The organism is [Pseudomonas] carboxydohydrogena, from assembly GCF_029030725.1.
Classification (GTDB): domain Bacteria; phylum Pseudomonadota; class Alphaproteobacteria; order Rhizobiales; family Xanthobacteraceae; genus Afipia; species Afipia carboxydohydrogena.
In genome coordinates this window covers 553,050-570,671 of sequence record NZ_CP113162.1, presented here as the reverse complement: position 1 = coordinate 570,671, position 17,622 = coordinate 553,050, and the positions used below count along the sequence as shown (strand labels likewise).

Sequence of the window (17,622 nt, the reverse complement as noted above, 5' to 3'; positions counted from 1 at the left end):
AAGTCGGACGAATCTGCTAACACCGCTTCATGACATCGCCCGAGAACGCCGAGACATCCCCCACCCCCCGCACATCTTGGCGCACAGCGCTCGCGGTCTATCTTCAGCCGCGCGTGCTGGTGGTGCTGTTCCTCGGCTTCTCCTCGGGCCTGCCGCTGGCATTGTCGGGCTCGACGCTGCTGGTGTGGATGCGCGAGGCGGGCGTCGATCTCAAGACTATCGGCCTGTTCGCGCTGGTCGGCACGCCCTACACGATCAAGTTTTTCTGGGCGCCGCTGGTCGATGCGCTGAACGTCCCGATCCTCACCCGCCTTCTCGGACGGCGGCGGGCTTGGCTGATCTTTTCCCAATTGCTGCTGATGGCCGCGATCGTGTTGCTGGCGCTGAGCGATCCAACAAGGCCGCTCGGTGTCGCGCTAGCCGCGCTGTTCGTCGCCGCGGCGTCGGCGACGCAGGACATCGTGATCGACGCCTTCCGCGTCGAGGCGCTGCCCGAGAACGAGCAGGCCGCCGGCATGGCCTCTTATGTCGCGGCCTATCGCGTCGGCATGCTGCTCTCGACCGCGGGCGCGCTGTTTCTCGTCAGCGGGTTCGAGAGCGCCGGCTTGAACCGGCATGCGGCATGGCAGTGGGGCTACATCGCGATGGCGGCGCTTGTCGTCATCGGCATGGTGACCGCGTTGCTCGCCACCGAGCCTGAATCATCGCGGCGGTCCGAAGAAGGCAGCACCGAGCGCACGTTCGGCCGCATCGTTCATGCCGCGACCGGCGCGTTCACCGAATTCGCGGCCTACAAGGATGCGTGGGCCATTCTCGCTTTCGTCGTGCTGTTCAAGTTCACCGATGCGTTTTCCGGCACCATGACCGCCCCCTTCGTGATTGATCTCGGCTTCACCCGCAATGATTACGCTGCCATCGTGAAAGGGCTCGGCCTTGGCGCGACGCTGCTCGGCGGGTTCGCGGGCGGCTTTCTCGCCAGCCGCTACTCGCTGGTCGCGAGCCTGTGGATCGGCGGCATCCTGCAAGCCGTCGCCAATTTGTCATTCTCGTGGCTCGCCATCGTCGGCATCGATCATTACGCGCTGGCGCTGGCGATCACCGCCGAGAACTTCACCAGCGCCGTCGGCACCGTGATCTTCGTCGCCTATCTCTCCGCTCTATGTAGGAACCCCGCGCACACCGCGACCCAATACGCGCTGCTCACCGCGCTTGCTGCCATCGGGCGCACCTATCTCTCATCCGGCGCGGGCTATGTTGCGGCCGCGACCGGCTGGGCATGGTTCTTCGCGATCTGCATGCTGGTCGCAATACCGAGCTTCATGCTGCTGGCATGGTTGCAGGCGCGCGGGCATTTCGAGACGCTCGGTCCGATCAAGACGTAGGTTAAAACAACGTCCGCTGTCGCATCGCCGCCGACAGCGTGCCCTCGTCGAGATAATCGAGCTCGCCGCCGACCGGCACACCATGCGCGAGCCGCGTCACCTTCACGCCCGCGTCCTGCAACAAATCAGTGACGTAATGCGCCGTGGTCTGGCCATCGACAGTCGCGTTGAGCGCGAGAATGATCTCCGTCACCTCGGGCGCCTGCGCGCGCGTCACCAGCGCGTCGATGGTGAGATCCTGCGGCCCGATGCCGTCGAGCGGCGACAGCGTCGCGCCCAGCACATGATAGCGGCCCTGCGTGGCGTGCGCGCGCTCCAGCGCCCAGAGGTCGGCGACATCGGCCACCACCACGATGATCGCCGGATCGCGGCGCGTGTCGGTGCAGATCGTGCACGGGTTCTGCGTGTCGATGTTCCCGCAGGTATGGCACACTTGGATGCGCTCGATCGCGACCTGCAACGCGGAAGCCAGCGGCGTCATCAACGCTTCGCGCTTCTTGATGAGGTGCAGCGCCGCGCGCCGCGCCGAACGCGGGCCGAGGCCCGGCAGCCGCGCCAGCAACTGGATCAGCCGCTCGATCTCGGGTCCGGCAACCGTGGACGCCATCTCAGCCGAGACCCAGCCCCGGAATGTTGAACCCGCCGGTGATGGACTTCATCCGCTCCTGCATCGCGTCTTCCGCCTTGCGGCGCGCGTCGTTCTGGGCCGCGACAAGCAGATCCTCCAGCACCTCGCGCTCCTCCGCCTTCATCAGCGACGGATCGATGGACACCGACTTCAACTCCATCTTCGCGGTCATGCGCACGGTGACCATGTTGCCCCCGGCCGAGCCTTCGACCTCGATCTGGTCGAGCTGCTCCTGCATCTCCTTCATCTTCGATTGAAGCTGGGCGGCCTGCTTCATCATGCCGAGAAAATCAGCCATCAATTGTCCTTCTCGTTCTCAAAGATCGTCGTCGTTATCGAAGCCGTCGCCATCGTCCTCGACCGGCATCACCGCTGGCGGCGGCTCCGGCGCGAGACGGCGCACATCGATTACCTGCGCGCCGGGAAACGCCGTCATCACCGCCTGCACGCGCGGGTCGGCCTGCACGTTTTCGGTGAGCTTGTCCTTTTGCTCGCGCGCCTGCGCGCGCAACGTCGGCTGGCCTTCTTCGTTCGAGACCGCCACGGCCCAGCGGCGGCCGGTCCATTGCTTGAGCTTGCGTTGCAGATCGTTGACGACCGAGCGCACGGCGCTGCGCTCCAGTGCAACCTCGAGCTTGCCGTCCTCCATCCGCACCAGCCGAAGATCGGCCTCCAGCGCGGTCTTGAGCGCGATGTCGCGCTTCTCGGCCGCGAGCGCGACGATCTCGGGATAGCTCGACAGCCGCAGTGTGGGCGCAGTCTGGGGCGCCGTCGATTGCACCGGTTGCGGCTGCTGGCGCGCCACGGTCTCGCCTGATGAGCGTTGCGGCGGCAGCGCGCGCGGCGCGGGCGATGTCGGCGCGGATGCGCGCGGCGCGGCACCAGCGCCGGAAACAGGCGAAGATGCAGTAGGCGCACCGCCCCCCTCGCCGATCATCCTGATGGCCTCGTCCGGCGTCGGCAGATCCGCGACATAGGCGATGCGCACCAGCACCATTTCGGCGGCGGCCTGCGGGCGCGTGGCGTTCTGCACCTCCGCGATGCCCTTGAGCAGCATCTGCCACATCCGCGACAGCACGCGCATCGAGAGCTTGGTCGCGAACTCGCGCCCGCGCGTACGCTCCGCCTCGCCAAGCGCGACGTTGTCCGCCGTCGCGGGCACGACCTTCACCCGCGTGACGAAGTTCACGAACTCGGCGAGATCGCTCAGCACCACCACCGGATCGGCACCGGTGTCGTACTGCTCGCGGAATTCGGCGAAGGCGCTGGCGATATCGCCTTTCGCCAGATGCTCGAACAGATCGATCACGCGGGTACGGTCGGCGAGGCCGAGCATCTGCCGCACGTCCTCGGCACGCACGAGGCCCGCCGCATGCGCGATCGCCTGATCGAGCAAAGATAGAGAATCGCGCACCGAGCCTTCGGCGGCGCGTGCGATCAGGCCCAGCGCCTCGGGTTCCGCCTCGACGCCTTCGCGTGTCACGATATTGGCGAGATGCGCCATCAGCACGTCTGCATCGACGCGGCGCAGATCGAAACGCTGGCAGCGCGACAGCACCGTCACCGGCACTTTACGGATTTCGGTGGTGGCGAACACGAACTTGGCGTGCTCCGGCGGCTCCTCCAGCGTCTTGAGGAAGGCATTGAACGCTTTCTCCGACAGCATGTGGACTTCGTCGATGATGTAGACCTTGTACCTTGCGCTCGATGGTGCATAGCGCACGCCATCGGTGATCTGGCGCACGTCATCGATGCCGGTGTGGGACGCGGCGTCCATCTCCAGCACGTCGATGTGCCGGCTTTCCATGATCGCCCTGCAATGCACACCGGGCGCGGGCATGGTGATGGTCGGCCCCTTCACCGAGCCGTCGGCCAATTCGTAATTCAGCGCGCGGGCGAGAATGCGCGCAGTCGTGGTCTTGCCGACGCCGCGCACGCCGGTGAGGATCCAGGCCTGCGGAATGCGTCCGGTCTCGAACGCATTCGAGAGCGTGCGGACCATCGCGTCCTGTCCGATCAGGTCGTCGAAATTCGAGGGACGATATTTGCGCGCCAGAACGCGGTAGCCGGATGCGCTCGAAGTCCCGCCCGTGTCGGCGGCAATGCCGGGACCCATATCAAGGCCCGCTTGATCGTCCGCACTCAGGCCTGGAAGGTCGGACTCTGACATCGAACGATCCGCATCGGTTATCGGGCGCGCCGCTCTGCCACGCGGAATGGCGGGCAGTCGGCCGGCATCGCGCCAGCCCCGGCATGAAAAGAGGTAGGAGACTGACGAGCGACCCGATCCGGACCTCGTTAGGGCTGCTTCCTTCCGGACCTGACCCGGTTGGCGAGTGGCTCGTCCACCGCCAATCTCCCGAGGCCTATTTGGGGCCAAACCGGCGGGAAAGCAAGCAAGGCGGCGGCGGTTTTACCGCTTTACACGGCGGAGCGAAGGCACGCAGGACGATGCCCGGATGCGTATTCCGGCGGATGCGCAAGTTCCTCACGCAGGTGTTTACCCTGCTAGAGTGAGACGTTGCAGAATCAATTGCGAGGCCCGCATGCCGTCATCGTGGTCGCTTCATCATCAACTCGCGAAGGACACGCTTGAAGTCGGCGACCTGCCGCTGTCGCGCCTCCTCATCATCAAGGATTCCAATTATCCGTGGCTCCTGCTGGTGCCGCGCCGCGACGGAGCATCGGACATCATCGACCTCAACGAGGTCGAGCAGGCGCAGCTCACCACCGAGATCAACCGCGTCTCGAAGGCGCTGAAAGAGATCACCAGGCCCGACAAGCTGAACGTCGCGGCGCTCGGCAATGTCGTGCCGCAACTGCACGTGCATATCATCGCGCGGCGGATCAGCGACGCCGCCTGGCCGCGTCCGGTCTGGGGGCTGTTGCCGCCAGCACCCTACGACCCCGCCGAAGCCGCACGCTTCACGCAGGCGTTGCGCGACAAAATCTGGATCGCGTGAACCGCGCATTCGCGCGTCAGGTATGGCCCATATGATCTCAGGAGGGGAACCGGCTGCATGGTCCGGCTGTTTCCTTCAAATGCCTCGCTCGTTTGAGGGGAACCCGCATGCCCGCACAACGCCGATCGGCCGCCCCTAACATCCTTTGCATCGGCATGCCGGTGCGCGATCTGGTGTTCCGCGTCGAGAACATCCCGGCGCGCGGCAACAAGATGCGCGCCACGCATTTCACCGAATATAGCGGCGGCAACGCGTTCAATGCCGCCATCGCCATCGTCCGCCTCGGCGGCCGGGTGCTGATGTCGGGGCCGATGGGCCATGCCGGAGAGAAGGCCGCCGAACAAATTCTGGAGGATGTCGCGCGCGAAGGCATCGACGGCAGCGCGATGGTGCGGATGCCCGGCCTCGTGACGCCGATCTCCAACATCATGATCGACGCCACCGGCGAGCGGACCATCGTCACCTACCGCGATCCGGAGATGTGGAACGTGACGCTGCCCGATACCGATGAACTGCTGAAGGACTGCGACGCGATCCTCACCGAGAACCGCTGCGGTTTCGTGCGCGATCTCTGCTTCGAAGCCAGGGAGCGCGGCATTCCGGTGATCCTCGACGCCGACCGCGCGATGCCGCTGGACGAGCCGCTGCTGCAAGCCTCCAGTCACATCGTGTTTTCCGCCGAAGCCCTGCACGCCACCACGGGGGCCGGGAATGACACCGACGCGTTGCGCGCCATCGCGGCGCTGACATCGGCCTTCGTCGGCGTGACCAACGGCGCGGACGGCATGACATGGCTCGAAGACGGACAGCCCCGCCACATGGCGGCGTTCCAGATCGAGGCGGTGGACACGCTCGGCGCGGGCGACGTGTTCCACGGGGCGTTCACGCTGGCGATCGCCGAGGGCCGTTCCATCGAGGACGCGATGCGCTTTTCCGCCGCCGCCGCCGCGTTGAAATGCACCCGGTACGGCGGCGCGTTCGGATCGCCTCAACGCATTGAAGTTGAAAAGTTTTTGGCAAAATTAGTGACGCTGCATTTCGCCTGACAGCGTTCCGGAATCTGGACTTGCCGTGAGAATATTTTTCTATATGATGGCTATATATCCCATTCATATAGAAGAATGTTTTCAATGTCAGAGACCGACCTCGCCACCGCCGTGCCCGACGCTCCCCGCCGGCTCGATGCCATCGACCGCAAGATTTTGACCGTGTTGCAGGACGACGCCTCCCTGTCGGTTGCCGAAATCGGCGACCGGGTCGGTCTGTCATCGACGCCGTGCTGGAAGCGCATCCAGCGGCTGGAAGCCGAGGGCATCATCCTGCGCCGCGTCGCGCTGGTCGATCAGAACAAGATCGGCCTCGGCATCACCGTGTTTGTTTCAGTCGAGAGCGGCGACCATTCCGATGCCTGGCTGAAGACCTTCGCCACCGCCGTGAAGGCGATGCCCGAGGTGATGGAATTCTACCGAATGGCGGGCGATGTCGATTACATGCTGCGCGTCGTCGTCGCCGACATGCAAAGCTACGATGTCTTCTACAAAAAGCTCATCAGCGCCGTGGCGCTGAAGAACGTCACCTCGCGCTTCGCGATGGAGAAGATCAAATCGGTGACGGCCCTGCCCGTGCCGGCCCTGACCCCGGCCTGAGACAGGGCCTTCCTGAACATCCCTTCGCCTGCTCCGCCAACGCGCCGCCCCGCCAGCGGCGCGTTTGCTTTTGGCCGGGGAGCGTCTCCCTAAATAATCGCTTTTATAGATTGAATATACATATACAATGCGTTTGAACGATTAATCGTGATTTGCGATCAGTGGCCGCATTCAAGGAGTTCGGCCCATGTCCACCATCACTTACACCTCCGCGGAGCAGGATAAGCCCCGCACCCAACGCAGCTTTCGTGTCACGGGCATCTGGCCGGGCCTGTTCCTGACGACCCTAATCGCTTGCGCCGCCTATGGCCTGCACCTGCTTCCCGTCGTCTCCACCTTCAGCCCGCTGATCCTCGCGATCCTGCTCGGCATGATCTTTCACAACGTCGTCGGCACGCCCGCCAGCGCCAAGCCGGGGGTCACCTTCTCGCTGCGTCGGATCCTGCGGCTGGCGATCATCATGCTCGGCCTGCAACTGACCGTATTGCAGATCGGCGAGATCGGCGCGACCGGCATCGCCATCATCGCGGTGACGCTCATCGCCACCTTCCTGTTCACCGGCTGGTTCGGCCGCGTGATGGGCATCGACCCCAAGCTCGCCCAGCTCATCGGCGCAGGCACCTCGGTCTGCGGCGCGTCCGCCGTGATCGCGACCAACACCGTGACCGACGCGCACGATGAAGATGTCGCCTACGCGGTCGCCTGCGTCACCGTGTTCGGCTCGATCGCGATGTTCGCCTACCCGACGCTCGGCACCCTGCTGCATCTCGACCCGCGCGCCTACGGCCTGTGGGCCGGCTCCTCGATCCATGAGATCGCGCAGGTCGTTGCCGCTGCCTTCCAGGAAGGCCGTCAGGCCGGCGAGTTCGGCACCATCGCCAAGCTGTCCCGCGTGATGCTGCTGGCGCCGCTGGTGATCGCGCTCGGCATTGCCGCCGCCCGCCGCAGCAGCGGCGCCTCCAGCGCCCGCGCGCCGATGCCATGGTTCGTGCTCGGCTTCATCGCGATGATCGCGCTCAACAGCGTCGTCGCCATCCCGCCGGACGCGAAGTCGGTGATCGTTTCCGTCACCACCTTCCTGCTGACCATGGCGCTGGCCGCGATGGGACTCGAAACCGACATCGGCAAACTCTATGCTAAGGGGCTTCGCCCGCTGGCCGTCGGCGCGGTCGCCTCGATCTTCATCTCAGTGCTCAGCCTGACGCTGATCAAGCTGACCTCGTAAGGTAACGAATGACGCTGGAGCAGCTTCGAATCTTCGTTGCGGTTGCGGAGCAGGAGCACATGACCCGTGCCGCAGGCGTTCTCAATCTCACCCAATCGGCGACCAGCGCCGCCATCGCCGCGCTGGAAGACCGTTATGCCGTCAAACTGTTCGACCGGATCGGCCGCAACATCCGCCTGACCGACGCCGGACGGCAATTCGTCGTCGAGGCGCGCGCGGTGCTGGCGCGCGCCGCCGCCGCCGAAGCCGTGCTCACCGATCTCACCGGCCTTGCGCGCGGTTCGCTGTCGCTCGCGGCCAGCCAGACCGTCGGCAATTACTGGCTGCCGCCGCTGATCCATCGCTTCCACCAGAAATATCCCGGCATCAACGTGACGCTGAAGATCGGCAACACCGAACAGGTCACGGCATGGGTGCACAGCGGGCTGGCGGATCTCGGCTTCATCGAAGGCGACATCGAGGACTCTGGACTGTCAATCAGCAATGTCGCCAACGACGAGCTTGCGCTGGTCGTCGCAGACACGCATCCCTGGGCGGCGATGAAGAAGCCCACGGCCGCTGATCTCAAGGACGGAAAATGGGTCGTGCGCGAGCCTGGCTCCGGCACCCGCCATGTGCTCGAGACGGTTCTGTCGGGACTCGGCATCGCCCGCAACGAGATTTCCATCGCGCTCGAACTGCCCTCGAACGAATCGGTACGCGCCGCCGCCGTCGTCGCGGGCGCGGGCGCGACCATCATCTCCCGCATCGTGGTCGCGAACCTTTTAACTTCCGGTGCGCTGGTCGAACTGAAAATCCCGATGCCCTCGCGGCGCTTCTTCCTGCTGCGCCACAAGGAGCATCACGTCACGCAGGCCGAGCGCGAGCTTGAAAAGCTGATTGCGGAGACGCCGCAGTAAACCGCGCTCAGATCTTCTGATTGTATTCGCCGACCTCGGGATGGGTGCGGAGCACCGCATCCATCGCCTCGAACATGTCGCGCATGCGCTGCTCGGACACCGGGCTTTCGACCACGACGACAAGCTCCGGCTTGTTCGACGAGGCGCGCACCAGGCCCCAGCTTCCGTCCTCGCAGGTGACACGCACACCGTTGACGGTGACGAGGTCGCGGATCGGTTGACCGGCGACCTTCTCGCCCTTCGCCTGCGCGGCCTCGAAATGCTTCACCACATCGGCGACGATGCCGTACTTGGCTTCGTCCGCGCAGTGCGGCGACATCGTCGGCGACGACCATGTTTTCGGCAGCGCGTTCTTCAGGTCGGACATTTTCCTGTTGCCCGCGCGCTGGAGCATCTCGCAGATCGCGATGGCCGAGACGAGACCGTCGTCGTAACCGCGCCCGACCGGCGGATTGAAGAAGAAGTGCCCGGACTTCTCGAAGCCCGCCAGCGCGCCCAACTCGTGCGTGCGCCGCTTCATGTAGGAATGGCCGGTCTTCCAGTAGGTCGCGTTAACGCCCTGCTTTTGCAGCACCGGGTCCGTCACGAAGAGACCGGTCGATTTCACGTCCACCACGAACTGCGCATTCTTGTGAACCGCCGACATATCGCGCGCCAGCATCACGCCGACCTTGTCGGCGAAAATCTCCTCGCCGGTGTCATCAACCACGCCGCAGCGGTCGCCGTCGCCGTCGAAGCCGAGACCGACATCCGCCTTGTTGGCGAGCACCGCATCGCGGATCGCGTGCAGCATCTCCATGTCTTCGGGATTGGGATTGTATTTCGGGAAGGTGTGATCGAGTTCAGTATCGAGCGGAATGACGTCGATGCCGAGTTTTTCCAGCACCTGCGGCGCGAACGCACCCGCGGTGCCGTTGCCGCAAGCCACCACCGCGCGGATGCGGCGCGCGAAAGGCTTGCGGTTGGTGAGATCGGCGATGTAGCGCGCCGGGAAATTCTCGTGGAATTGATAGCCGCCGGCCGGCTTCAGCTTGAACGCGGCACCGAGCACGATCTCCTTCAGCCGCGTCATTTCGTCGGGACCGAAGGTGAGCGGACGGTTCGCGCCCATCTTCACGCCGGTCCAGCCATTGTCGTTGTGCGAGGCGGTGACCATGGCGACGCACGGCACGTCAAGATCGAACTGCGCGAAATAGGCCATCGGCGTCACCGCGAGGCCGATGTCGTGCACCTTGCAGCCCGCAGCCAGCAGGCCCGAGATCAGCGCGTATTTGATCGAAGCCGAGTAGCCGCGAAAATCGTGCCCGACCACGATCTCCTGCTTCACGCCCATCTCGCCGATCATGGTGCCGAGGCCCATGCCGAGGGCCTGAATGCCCATCAGGTTGATCTCCTTGCCGAACAGCCAGCGCGCGTCGTATTCGCGGAAGCCGGTGGCCTTCACCATCGGCTCGGACTCGTAGGCATAGGTGTTGGGCTTCAGCTCGGCTTTCGGCTTCGGAAACATGCAGGGGGCCTCGTGGAAAGAACAAGTGGCAAGAGCCATAGCGAGTGCGGCGGCTCGGGAAAAGGCGGGACAGAGACTTTAGAAATGAATTGCGGCAGTTTGGCAGTCATACTACGACCAGATATCTAACGCATTCTTCCCGTCATGACCGACTACCGCCTGCAATACCCCGCCACGAGCCGCAACCGCGACGCCATCCTCGACGTGCTGCGCGGCGTGCTGCCGCCTGCGGGGCTGGTGCTGGAGATCGCGAGCGGTTCGGGCGAGCATATCGTGCATTTCGCGACCGCGCTGCCGGGCCTGACGTTCCAGCCATCGGACCCGGAGGACGCTGCCCGCCTCAGCGTCGCGGCATGGACGGCGGAAACAGGCCTTCCCAACATCCGGCCGCCGCTCGCCATCGACGTGCGGCGTGAGCCGTGGCCGATCGCGCAGGCCGACGCGATGCTGTGCATCAACATGATCCACATTTCGCCGTGGGAGGCGACGCAGGCGCTGATGCGCAACGCCGGGCGAATTCTTGCGAAAGGCGCGCCGTTTTATCTTTACGGGCCCTACCGGCAGACGGAGGTCGTGACCGCCGACAGCAACGAGGCCTTCGACGCGAGCCTGAAGTCGCGCAACCCGCAATGGGGGCTTCGCCAACTGGACGATGTGGCGGCGCTGGCGCGCGAGGCGGGATTCTCGGGGCCCGAGGTGACGCCGATGCCGGCCAACAATCTCAGCGTGGTGTTCCGGCGGATGTGACCAGGCGAGAGCTTACTGCTCCAGCACCAGATTGCCGCTGCTGTATTCAAACCGCTTGAGCTTCGACAGATACGCCATGCCGAGCAGGTTCTGCTGGAGCGCGCCTTCCGGCATCACCAGCGCATCGACATCGCGCACCACCACGCCGCCGATATCGATGCGGTTGATGCGTGCGCGCGCGGCCTTCGCCGGACCGTTCGCGGTGTTCACGCTGGTGGTGTAGTCGCTGAGGAACGGGCGGATGCCGATCCGCTCCGCGTCCTTCTGCGTCAGCGCGATCACGGTCGCGCCGGTATCGACCAGAAAATCGAGATCGCGGCCATCGACCCGCGCCTCGGTGCGGAAGTGTCCGCTGCGGTCGGAGCGCAGCGACACCCGGCGCGACCCGCTAGAGGCGTCCGGCATCGCGGCATAGGCATTCATCACCTTCGCCGGCTGGCTATCGGCCTTCGCGGGCAACGGAAGATCCAGCCGCTCGGCAACCTTGGCTATATAGCTGCCGGAGGCGGCCATGATGATCGCAACGATCAGGACAGTACGCATTCGCCAACGCCTGCTTTCTCGAAACCATGGCCCGCCAAAATCCGCTTCACGCCGATCAGGCCGACCGACTCCCTGCCCGGAGGTGTTAACAAACCGTCCGCCCCGGCAGGCACTGCTCCTGTTTCGGGCAATAGGGTAAGCAAAGTCTTAATTTTGGGGCCGGTTCCCGCTCTCAGGTGCCGCGCGGCTTCACCCGGCGCGTGGGTTCCGCCGCGGCCGGGTCTTCCGGCCAGGGATGGCGCGGATAACGCCCGCGCAGGTCGGCGCGCACGGCAGCATAGGAGCCGCGCCAGAACCCCGGCAGATCGCGCGTCACCTGCACCGGCCGGTGGGCGGGCGACAGCAATTCCACCACCAGCGGCAACCTGCCGTTTGCGATCGAGGGATGGACATTCAGGCCGAACAATTCCTGCAACCTTACCGCAATGGTCGGTCCCTGCTCGGCTTCATAATCGATCGGCAACGGCGTGCCGGTCGGCGCGGTGAAGTGGGTGGGCGCGTCGCGCTCCAGCCGCGCGCGCTTGTCCCATGGCAGCAGCGCCATCACCGCATCGGACAGATCGCCCGCCGAGAGATCGGACAGCGAGGTCTTGTCGATCAGCGCGGGCGCGAGCCAGTCCGCGCGGCTCGCGGCGAGAGCAGTATCGGACAGGTCCGGCCATTCATCGGGCGCGGCCCCTCGCAGGAACATGACGCGGTCACGCCATTGCTTCAGCGGCTTTGACCAAGGCAGACGCTCGAGCCCTGCGGCGACAAGACCATCGGCGAGAATTCGCGCGGTCTCCTCGGACGCCGCGACCGGCAGGTTTTGTTCCGACAGCGTAATCGCATGCAGCCGCTTGCGCCGCCGTGCGCGCAACGCCATCGCGGATTTATCGAAGCTCGTTTCATCCTCGATCGTGATGTGATCGGCGAAACGCGCCTCGATCTCGTCCTGCGTGATGGGTGCTGCGAGCAAGATGCGCCCGCTGGCGGCGGTGCCGGTCAGTTCGGCCACCGCGATATAGGGCGCTTTCGCCAGCGCCGAGGCCGGATCGGCATTGGCGCCGCGTCCGTTGGCCAATGTAAAATTCGCCTTGCCGCGATTGCGCGCGACGCGATCCGGAAACGCGAGCGCGAGTATCGCGCCGGTCGAGAGTCCCTCACCCCGCTCGGTGGGTCGGAGGATTTCCTTCACCTGTCCGACCCATCGCTGCGCCAGTTGCCGCGCACCCTGCGCGCGCGGCGAGCGATCCCGCGCAAAATTCTCCAGCCGCGTGTCGCAATCGACGCTGTCGCCACCAAGCCCGCGCTCGGTCAGAATCGCAGCGATCCGCGCCGCCTCCTCGCCTGCACCATGACGATGTGCATCGACGATCATGCGCGCCAGACGCGGCGGCAGCGCCAGCGCGCGCAACGCCTGGCCTTCCGCCGTGATGCGCCCGTCCACATCCAGCGCATCGAGTTCGCGCAACAGCGCGGCCGCTTCCTTGAGCGCCACCGGCGGCGGGGGATCGAGAAACGCCAGCGTCGCCGGATCGCTTACGCCCCAATGCGCGAGGTCGAGCACCAGCGAGGACAGATCGGCGGAGAGAATCTCAGGCCGCGTGAACGCCTCGAATGATGCCGTCTGCGGCTCGTCCCACAGCCGGTAGCACACGCCGGGCTCGGTGCGCCCCGCGCGGCCACGGCGCTGATCGACCGCCGCGCGCGAGGCGCGAACTGTTTCGAGCCGCGTCAGCGCGATGTCGGGCTCGTAGCGCGGCACCCGCGCCAGCCCTGAATCGACCACGATCCGCACGCCCTCGATGGTGAGCGAGGTTTCCGCGATCGAGGTCGCCAGCACCACCTTGCGCGCGCCCTTCGGCGCGGGCGAGATCGCGCGGTCCTGCACGGCGGCATCGAGCGCACCGAACAGCGGCACAATTTCGATGGAAGGATCGTGGATGCGCTCGGCAAGAAAAGTCTGCGTGCGGCGGATCTCTGAAGCGCCCGGCAGGAACGCCAGCACCGAGCCGGAATCCGCACGCAACGCGGACGCGATCGCGTCCGCCATCTGCCGCTCGATCTGAACATCCGGCTTGCGGCCGAGATAGCGCGTCTCGACCGGGTAGGCGCGGCCCTCGCTCTCGATCACGGGCGCATCGCCCAGCAGTTTCGCGACCCGCGCGCCGTCGAGCGTCGCCGACATCACCAGAATGCGCAGGTCTTCACGCAAGCCCGCTTGCGCATCGCGCGCGAGCGCGAGACCCAGATCGGCATCGAGCGAGCGTTCGTGGAATTCGTCGAACAGTACCGCCGCGACGCCCTTGAGTTCAGGATCGTCGAGAATCTGGCGGGTGAAGATGCCTTCCGTCACCACTTCGATCTGCGTCTTGCGCGAGATTTTAGAGCCGAAGCGGACGCGATAGCCGACGCGTTCCCCGACCTTCTCGCCAATCGTGTGCGCCATCCGCTCGGCGGCGGCACGCGCTGCGATGCGGCGCGGCTCCAGCACGATGATCTTGCCCTCTCCTACCCACGGCGCATCGCGCAGCGCCAGCGGCACCCGCGTGGTCTTGCCCGCGCCGGGCGGCGCGACCAGCACGGCGGTATTGGTCCGCGCGAGCGTCGCCGCGAGATCGCCGAGGACGGCATCGATGGGAAGGGGCGTGGTGAAGTTCATCAAATCCATCAGCGTCGCTCCCGCGAAGGCGGGAGCCCATAACCACCAAGGTGGCCGGCGCCATGCTTATATCAGCTTGTCAGGAAAGTATGGGTCCCCGCCTCCGCGGGGACGACATCGCAAATAGGGTGCGAGCGCCTGCTCAAGCGGCTCAGATATCTCCCCGCCCCACGCTCTCGTAAATGAAGCCGAGCGCCTTCATCTCGTCGCGGCGGTAGATGTTGCGCAGATCGACGATCACCGGATGCGCCATCTCCTGTTTCAGCCGCACCAGATCGAGCGCGCGGAACTGCACCCACTCGGTGACGATCACCAGCGCATCCGCGCCCTTGGCACAGTCGTAGGGATCGACGGCGTAGGCAATGTCCGGCAGATCGTGCTTCGCCAGCTCCATGCCGACCGGATCGTAGGCCCGCACCTGCGCGCCGAGATCGAGCAGGCCCGTGATCAGCGGAATCGACGGCGCCTCGCGCATGTCGTCGGTCTCCGGCTTGAAGGTAAGGCCGAGCACCGCCACCGTCTTGCCGCGCAGATTGCCGCCGACAGCCGCCGCGACCTTGCGCGCCATCGCGCGCTTGCGGTTGTCGTTCACCGCCAGCACCGCCTCGACGATGCGCAGCGGCACGTCGTGATCGAGCGCGGTCTTCACCAGCGCGCGGGTATCCTTGGGAAAGCACGAACCGCCGAAGCCCGGCCCCGCGTTGAGAAATTTCGAGCCGATGCGGTTGTCGAGGCCGATGCCGCGCGCCACCTCCTGCACGTCCGCGCCGACCTTCTCCGACAGATCGGCGATCTCGTTGATGAAGGTGATCTTGGTCGCGAGAAACGCGTTCGCCGCGTACTTGATGAGTTCGGCGGTGCGCCGCTCGGTGTACATGATCGGCGCCTGGTTGAGATAAAGCGGACGATAGACCTCGCCCATCGCCTTGCGCGCGCGCTCGTCGTCGGTGCCGACCACGATGCGGTCGGGATGCTTGAAGTCGCGGATCGCGGCACCCTCGCGCAGGAATTCCGGATTCGACGCCACCGCCACATCCGCGTTCGGATTGGTTTCGCGGATGATGCGCTCGACCTCGTCGCCGGTGCCCACCGGCACGGTCGATTTCGTGACGACGACAGTGAAGCCCTTCAGCGCGGCGGCGATCTCGCGCGCGGCCGCGTGGACGTAGCTCAGGTCCGCGTGGCCGTCGCCGCGACGCGACGGCGTGCCGACCGCGATGAACACCGCATCCGCTTCGCCGACGGGCCCGGCAAGATCGGTCTGGAAATCGAGGCGGCCCGCCTTCACGGAGGCTTCGACAAGCTGATCGAGACCCGGCTCGAAGATCGGCATCTCGCCGCGATGGAGCGCCGCGATCTTGGCGGCATCGGTATCGACGCAGGTCACGCGATGGCCGAAATCGGCGAAACAGGCGCCCGAGACAAGCCCGACATAGCCCGTCCCGATCATCGTTATCCGCATTTGTCAGCCCGCCTCATGGTTAACACCCGCTTGACGAATTCCTTCGCCTCTTAGCGGCTTTGGTAACGGGAGAAAACCCATGCCGCAAACCCAAAGAGCAACCCGGCATGACATTTGAATGAATAAACCGGAATGAAACCTGGGGCATCGAATGTGCCGCCAGCATACCGGACATGGGACAATGGTGAGCAAAAACGGGACACATGCGGCACCTCGCGTCAATGCCGAGCGCGTCGACTGGGTCGATTACGCCAAGGGCATCTGCATCATCATGGTGGTGATGATGCATTCGACGCTCGGCGTCGAGGCCGCGACCGGCCAGACCGGCTTCATGCATCTGGTCGTGGCTTTCGCCAAGCCGTTCCGGATGCCCGACTTCTTCCTGATCTCCGGCCTGTTCCTGCCGCTCGTCATCAACCGCGACTGGCGCACCTATCTCGACCGCAAGGTGGTGCATTTCTTCTACTTCTATCTGCTCTGGACCGCGATCCAGTTCGGCTTCAAGGCGCCGCATTTCGCCGCCGAAGGCGGAAGCTGGGCGCATGTCGGCGTGATGTATCTGGAAACCTTCATCGACCCGTTCGGCACGCTCTGGTTCATCTATCTGCTGCCGATCTTCTTCGTCGTCACCAAGGCGACGCTGCGCGTGCCAGCCTGGGCGATCTGGATCATCGCCGCGCTGCTGGAAACTTCCCACCTCAATACCGGCTGGACCACGATCGACGAATTCGCCTCCCGCTTCGTCTATTTCTATACCGGCTACCTGTTCTCCAGGCACGTGTTCGCGCTCGCGGAAGCCATGCGCCGCAATCCGGGGCTCGCTTGTGCCGGACTCGGTGCATGGGCGCTGGCGAATGCGGGCCTCGTCTATGCCGGCATGAGCGAGTGGCCGGTGATCTCTCTGGCGCTCGGCATCGCCGGTGCATGCGCCATCATCACCATCGCCACGCTGCTCGCCCGCATGAACTGGATCGGAGCGATCCGCTACTGCGGCGAACATTCGATCGTGATCTACCTCGCCTTCTTCCTGCCGATGGCATCGACCCGTACGCTGCTGCTGAAAACGCACCTCATCACCGACATCGGATGGATCTCGCTGATCGTCACCGCCGTCGGCGTGACCGGCTCGCTCCTGATCTGGTGGGCGCTGCGCAACACAAGGCTCGGCTTCCTGTTCACGCGCCCGGCGATGTTCTGGATCGCCCCGCCGAAACAGCGGGTGGTGTTGCAGCCCGCGGAGTAAATCCGCTCCTACTGCAACATTCCGGGCTTCACGCCGTCTTTCATGTCCGCGATCCGCTCGCGATACGCATCGGCATCGCCGAAATCGGCGAACCCGACATAATGCGGATGCGGGCCCAGCACGCGGCGCGCATGCTTGATCGGACACCAGTAGACCTCGGTGCGCGACGCCACTTCGCGAACGAAGGCGACCGTCTGGTTGAAATACGAACAGTAGGCGCAGTTTATCTTCTCGATGATATTCAGATAGGCGAGGTGATGCCGGTCGAACACCAGATAGTCGCGGCGGCGCACTTTCGGAATTCCGTAGATCGGAAAACAGATCGCCTGATAGGCCATCACGAAAATATCGAGAACGATCATCGGAACGATCAGCGAGTAGATCACCGGCGCGGTCAGCATCACCAGCAGATTGGCCTCGAACAGATAGCGCAGCGTGTGGGTCTTCATGGTTTGGTGAAGGCGGCGAACCTCCTGCTCGAAAACCACGCGCCGGTTGTGCATCTCGTAACGCAGGGCTTCGCGCCGCCGCGTCAACTCGGCCTCGATGTCGGTCTCGGCCGCCCGCAGCTTCTCGAACAATTCTGACAACTGCGCATCCATCATAGTCTCCTTCGTCACCGACACCGCAACCGGCCATGGAAAACGCTTCTCAAAACTGTTTCCACGGCATTTCCAGGTAGCGCCGATCCGGTTCAGGGTGATATTGCCTAGGTTCCCTCCTATATGAGCGC

At 64.7% G+C, this 17,622-nt stretch carries 16 protein-coding genes and 1 other RNA gene; 8 read left to right on the top strand and 9 right to left on the bottom strand.

Features of this window, described 5'->3' with window-relative positions; genetic code table 11:
- Nucleotides 1–29: 29 nt before the first annotated feature.
- On the top strand, nt 30–1,382 hold the full coding sequence (locus AFIC_RS02720) for an AmpG family muropeptide MFS transporter (RefSeq protein ID WP_275247653.1): 1,353 nt from the start codon (nt 30–32) through the stop codon (nt 1,380–1,382).
- A gap of 1 nt (nt 1,383) precedes the next feature.
- Here the strand turns inward: AFIC_RS02720 and recR are convergent, their stop codons facing one another.
- The 4 genes from recR to ffs all read right to left on the bottom strand — a co-directional run bounded on the left by recR (nt 1,384) and on the right by ffs (nt 4,370).
- Complete coding sequence (gene recR / locus AFIC_RS02715) at nt 1,384–1,989, bottom strand: recombination mediator RecR (RefSeq protein ID WP_275247652.1); 606 nt, start codon at nt 1,987–1,989, stop codon at nt 1,384–1,386.
- A 1-nt stretch (nt 1,990) separates the two neighbouring features.
- Nucleotides 1,991–2,308 carry a YbaB/EbfC family nucleoid-associated protein gene (locus AFIC_RS02710; RefSeq protein ID WP_275247651.1) on the bottom strand — a complete coding sequence of 106 codons (318 nt, stop codon included), beginning with the start codon at nt 2,306–2,308 and terminating at the stop codon, nt 1,991–1,993.
- An 18-nt stretch (nt 2,309–2,326) separates the two neighbouring features.
- Complete coding sequence (locus tag AFIC_RS02705; protein WP_275247650.1) at nt 2,327–4,180, bottom strand: DNA polymerase III subunit gamma/tau; 1,854 nt, start codon at nt 4,178–4,180, stop codon at nt 2,327–2,329.
- 93 nt (nt 4,181–4,273) lie between these two features.
- Nucleotides 4,274–4,370: signal recognition particle sRNA small type (gene ffs, locus AFIC_RS02700), an RNA gene on the bottom strand.
- Nucleotides 4,371–4,556: 186 nt separating this feature from the next.
- On the opposite strand from ffs, the gene AFIC_RS02695 reads away from it, so the two are divergent.
- The 5 genes from AFIC_RS02695 (at nt 4,557) to AFIC_RS02675 (ending at nt 8,743) form a co-directional block, all read left to right on the top strand.
- Entirely contained in the window at nt 4,557–4,973 is a 417-nt protein-coding gene (locus tag AFIC_RS02695; RefSeq protein WP_275247649.1) for an HIT domain-containing protein, read from the top strand.
- Nucleotides 4,974–5,080: 107 nt separating this feature from the next.
- Nucleotides 5,081–6,019, top strand: coding sequence for a sugar kinase (locus AFIC_RS02690; protein WP_275247648.1), 939 nt, complete (start codon nt 5,081–5,083; stop codon nt 6,017–6,019).
- Nucleotides 6,020–6,103: 84 nt separating this feature from the next.
- The gene (locus AFIC_RS02685; RefSeq protein WP_275247647.1) at nt 6,104–6,619 is read left to right on the top strand and encodes an Lrp/AsnC family transcriptional regulator; all 516 of its coding nucleotides are present in this window, start codon (nt 6,104–6,106) and stop codon (nt 6,617–6,619) included.
- A gap of 187 nt (nt 6,620–6,806) precedes the next feature.
- Nucleotides 6,807–7,844 (top strand): YeiH family protein, encoded by a 1,038-nt coding sequence (locus AFIC_RS02680; protein ID WP_275247646.1) that lies wholly within the window; start codon nt 6,807–6,809, stop codon nt 7,842–7,844.
- A gap of 8 nt (nt 7,845–7,852) precedes the next feature.
- Nucleotides 7,853–8,743 (top strand): LysR family transcriptional regulator, encoded by an 891-nt coding sequence (locus AFIC_RS02675; protein WP_275247645.1) that lies wholly within the window; start codon nt 7,853–7,855, stop codon nt 8,741–8,743.
- 7 nt (nt 8,744–8,750) lie between these two features.
- Here AFIC_RS02675 and AFIC_RS02670 read toward each other — a convergent pair whose 3' ends face one another.
- Complete coding sequence (locus tag AFIC_RS02670; protein WP_275247644.1) at nt 8,751–10,250, bottom strand: phosphomannomutase/phosphoglucomutase; 1,500 nt, start codon at nt 10,248–10,250, stop codon at nt 8,751–8,753.
- A 144-nt stretch (nt 10,251–10,394) separates the two neighbouring features.
- On the opposite strand from AFIC_RS02670, the gene AFIC_RS02665 reads away from it, so the two are divergent.
- A complete protein-coding gene (locus AFIC_RS02665) occupies nt 10,395–10,997 on the top strand; it encodes a DUF938 domain-containing protein (protein ID WP_275247643.1) in 603 nt (200 codons plus the stop codon).
- Nucleotides 10,998–11,009: 12 nt separating this feature from the next.
- Here the strand turns inward: AFIC_RS02665 and AFIC_RS02660 are convergent, their stop codons facing one another.
- From AFIC_RS02660 to AFIC_RS02650, 3 genes are all read right to left on the bottom strand, one after another.
- A complete protein-coding gene (locus AFIC_RS02660; RefSeq protein WP_275247642.1) occupies nt 11,010–11,540 on the bottom strand; it encodes a TIGR02281 family clan AA aspartic protease in 531 nt (176 codons plus the stop codon).
- Nucleotides 11,541–11,712: 172 nt separating this feature from the next.
- Nucleotides 11,713–14,184 carry an ATP-dependent helicase HrpB gene (gene hrpB, locus AFIC_RS02655; protein ID WP_275248620.1) on the bottom strand — a complete coding sequence of 824 codons (2,472 nt, stop codon included), beginning with the start codon at nt 14,182–14,184 and terminating at the stop codon, nt 11,713–11,715.
- Nucleotides 14,185–14,335: 151 nt separating this feature from the next.
- Complete coding sequence (locus AFIC_RS02650) at nt 14,336–15,646, bottom strand: UDP-glucose dehydrogenase family protein (RefSeq protein ID WP_275247641.1); 1,311 nt, start codon at nt 15,644–15,646, stop codon at nt 14,336–14,338.
- Between the two features lie 181 nt (nt 15,647–15,827).
- On the opposite strand from AFIC_RS02650, the gene AFIC_RS02645 reads away from it, so the two are divergent.
- Complete coding sequence (locus AFIC_RS02645; protein ID WP_275247640.1) at nt 15,828–16,889, top strand: acyltransferase family protein; 1,062 nt, start codon at nt 15,828–15,830, stop codon at nt 16,887–16,889.
- 8 nt (nt 16,890–16,897) lie between these two features.
- On the opposite strand, the gene AFIC_RS02640 is transcribed toward AFIC_RS02645, so the two are convergent.
- Nucleotides 16,898–17,491, bottom strand: a complete 594-nt coding sequence (locus AFIC_RS02640; protein ID WP_275248619.1) for a hypothetical protein — start codon at nt 17,489–17,491, stop codon at nt 16,898–16,900.
- Between the last annotated feature and the right edge of the window lie 131 nt (nt 17,492–17,622).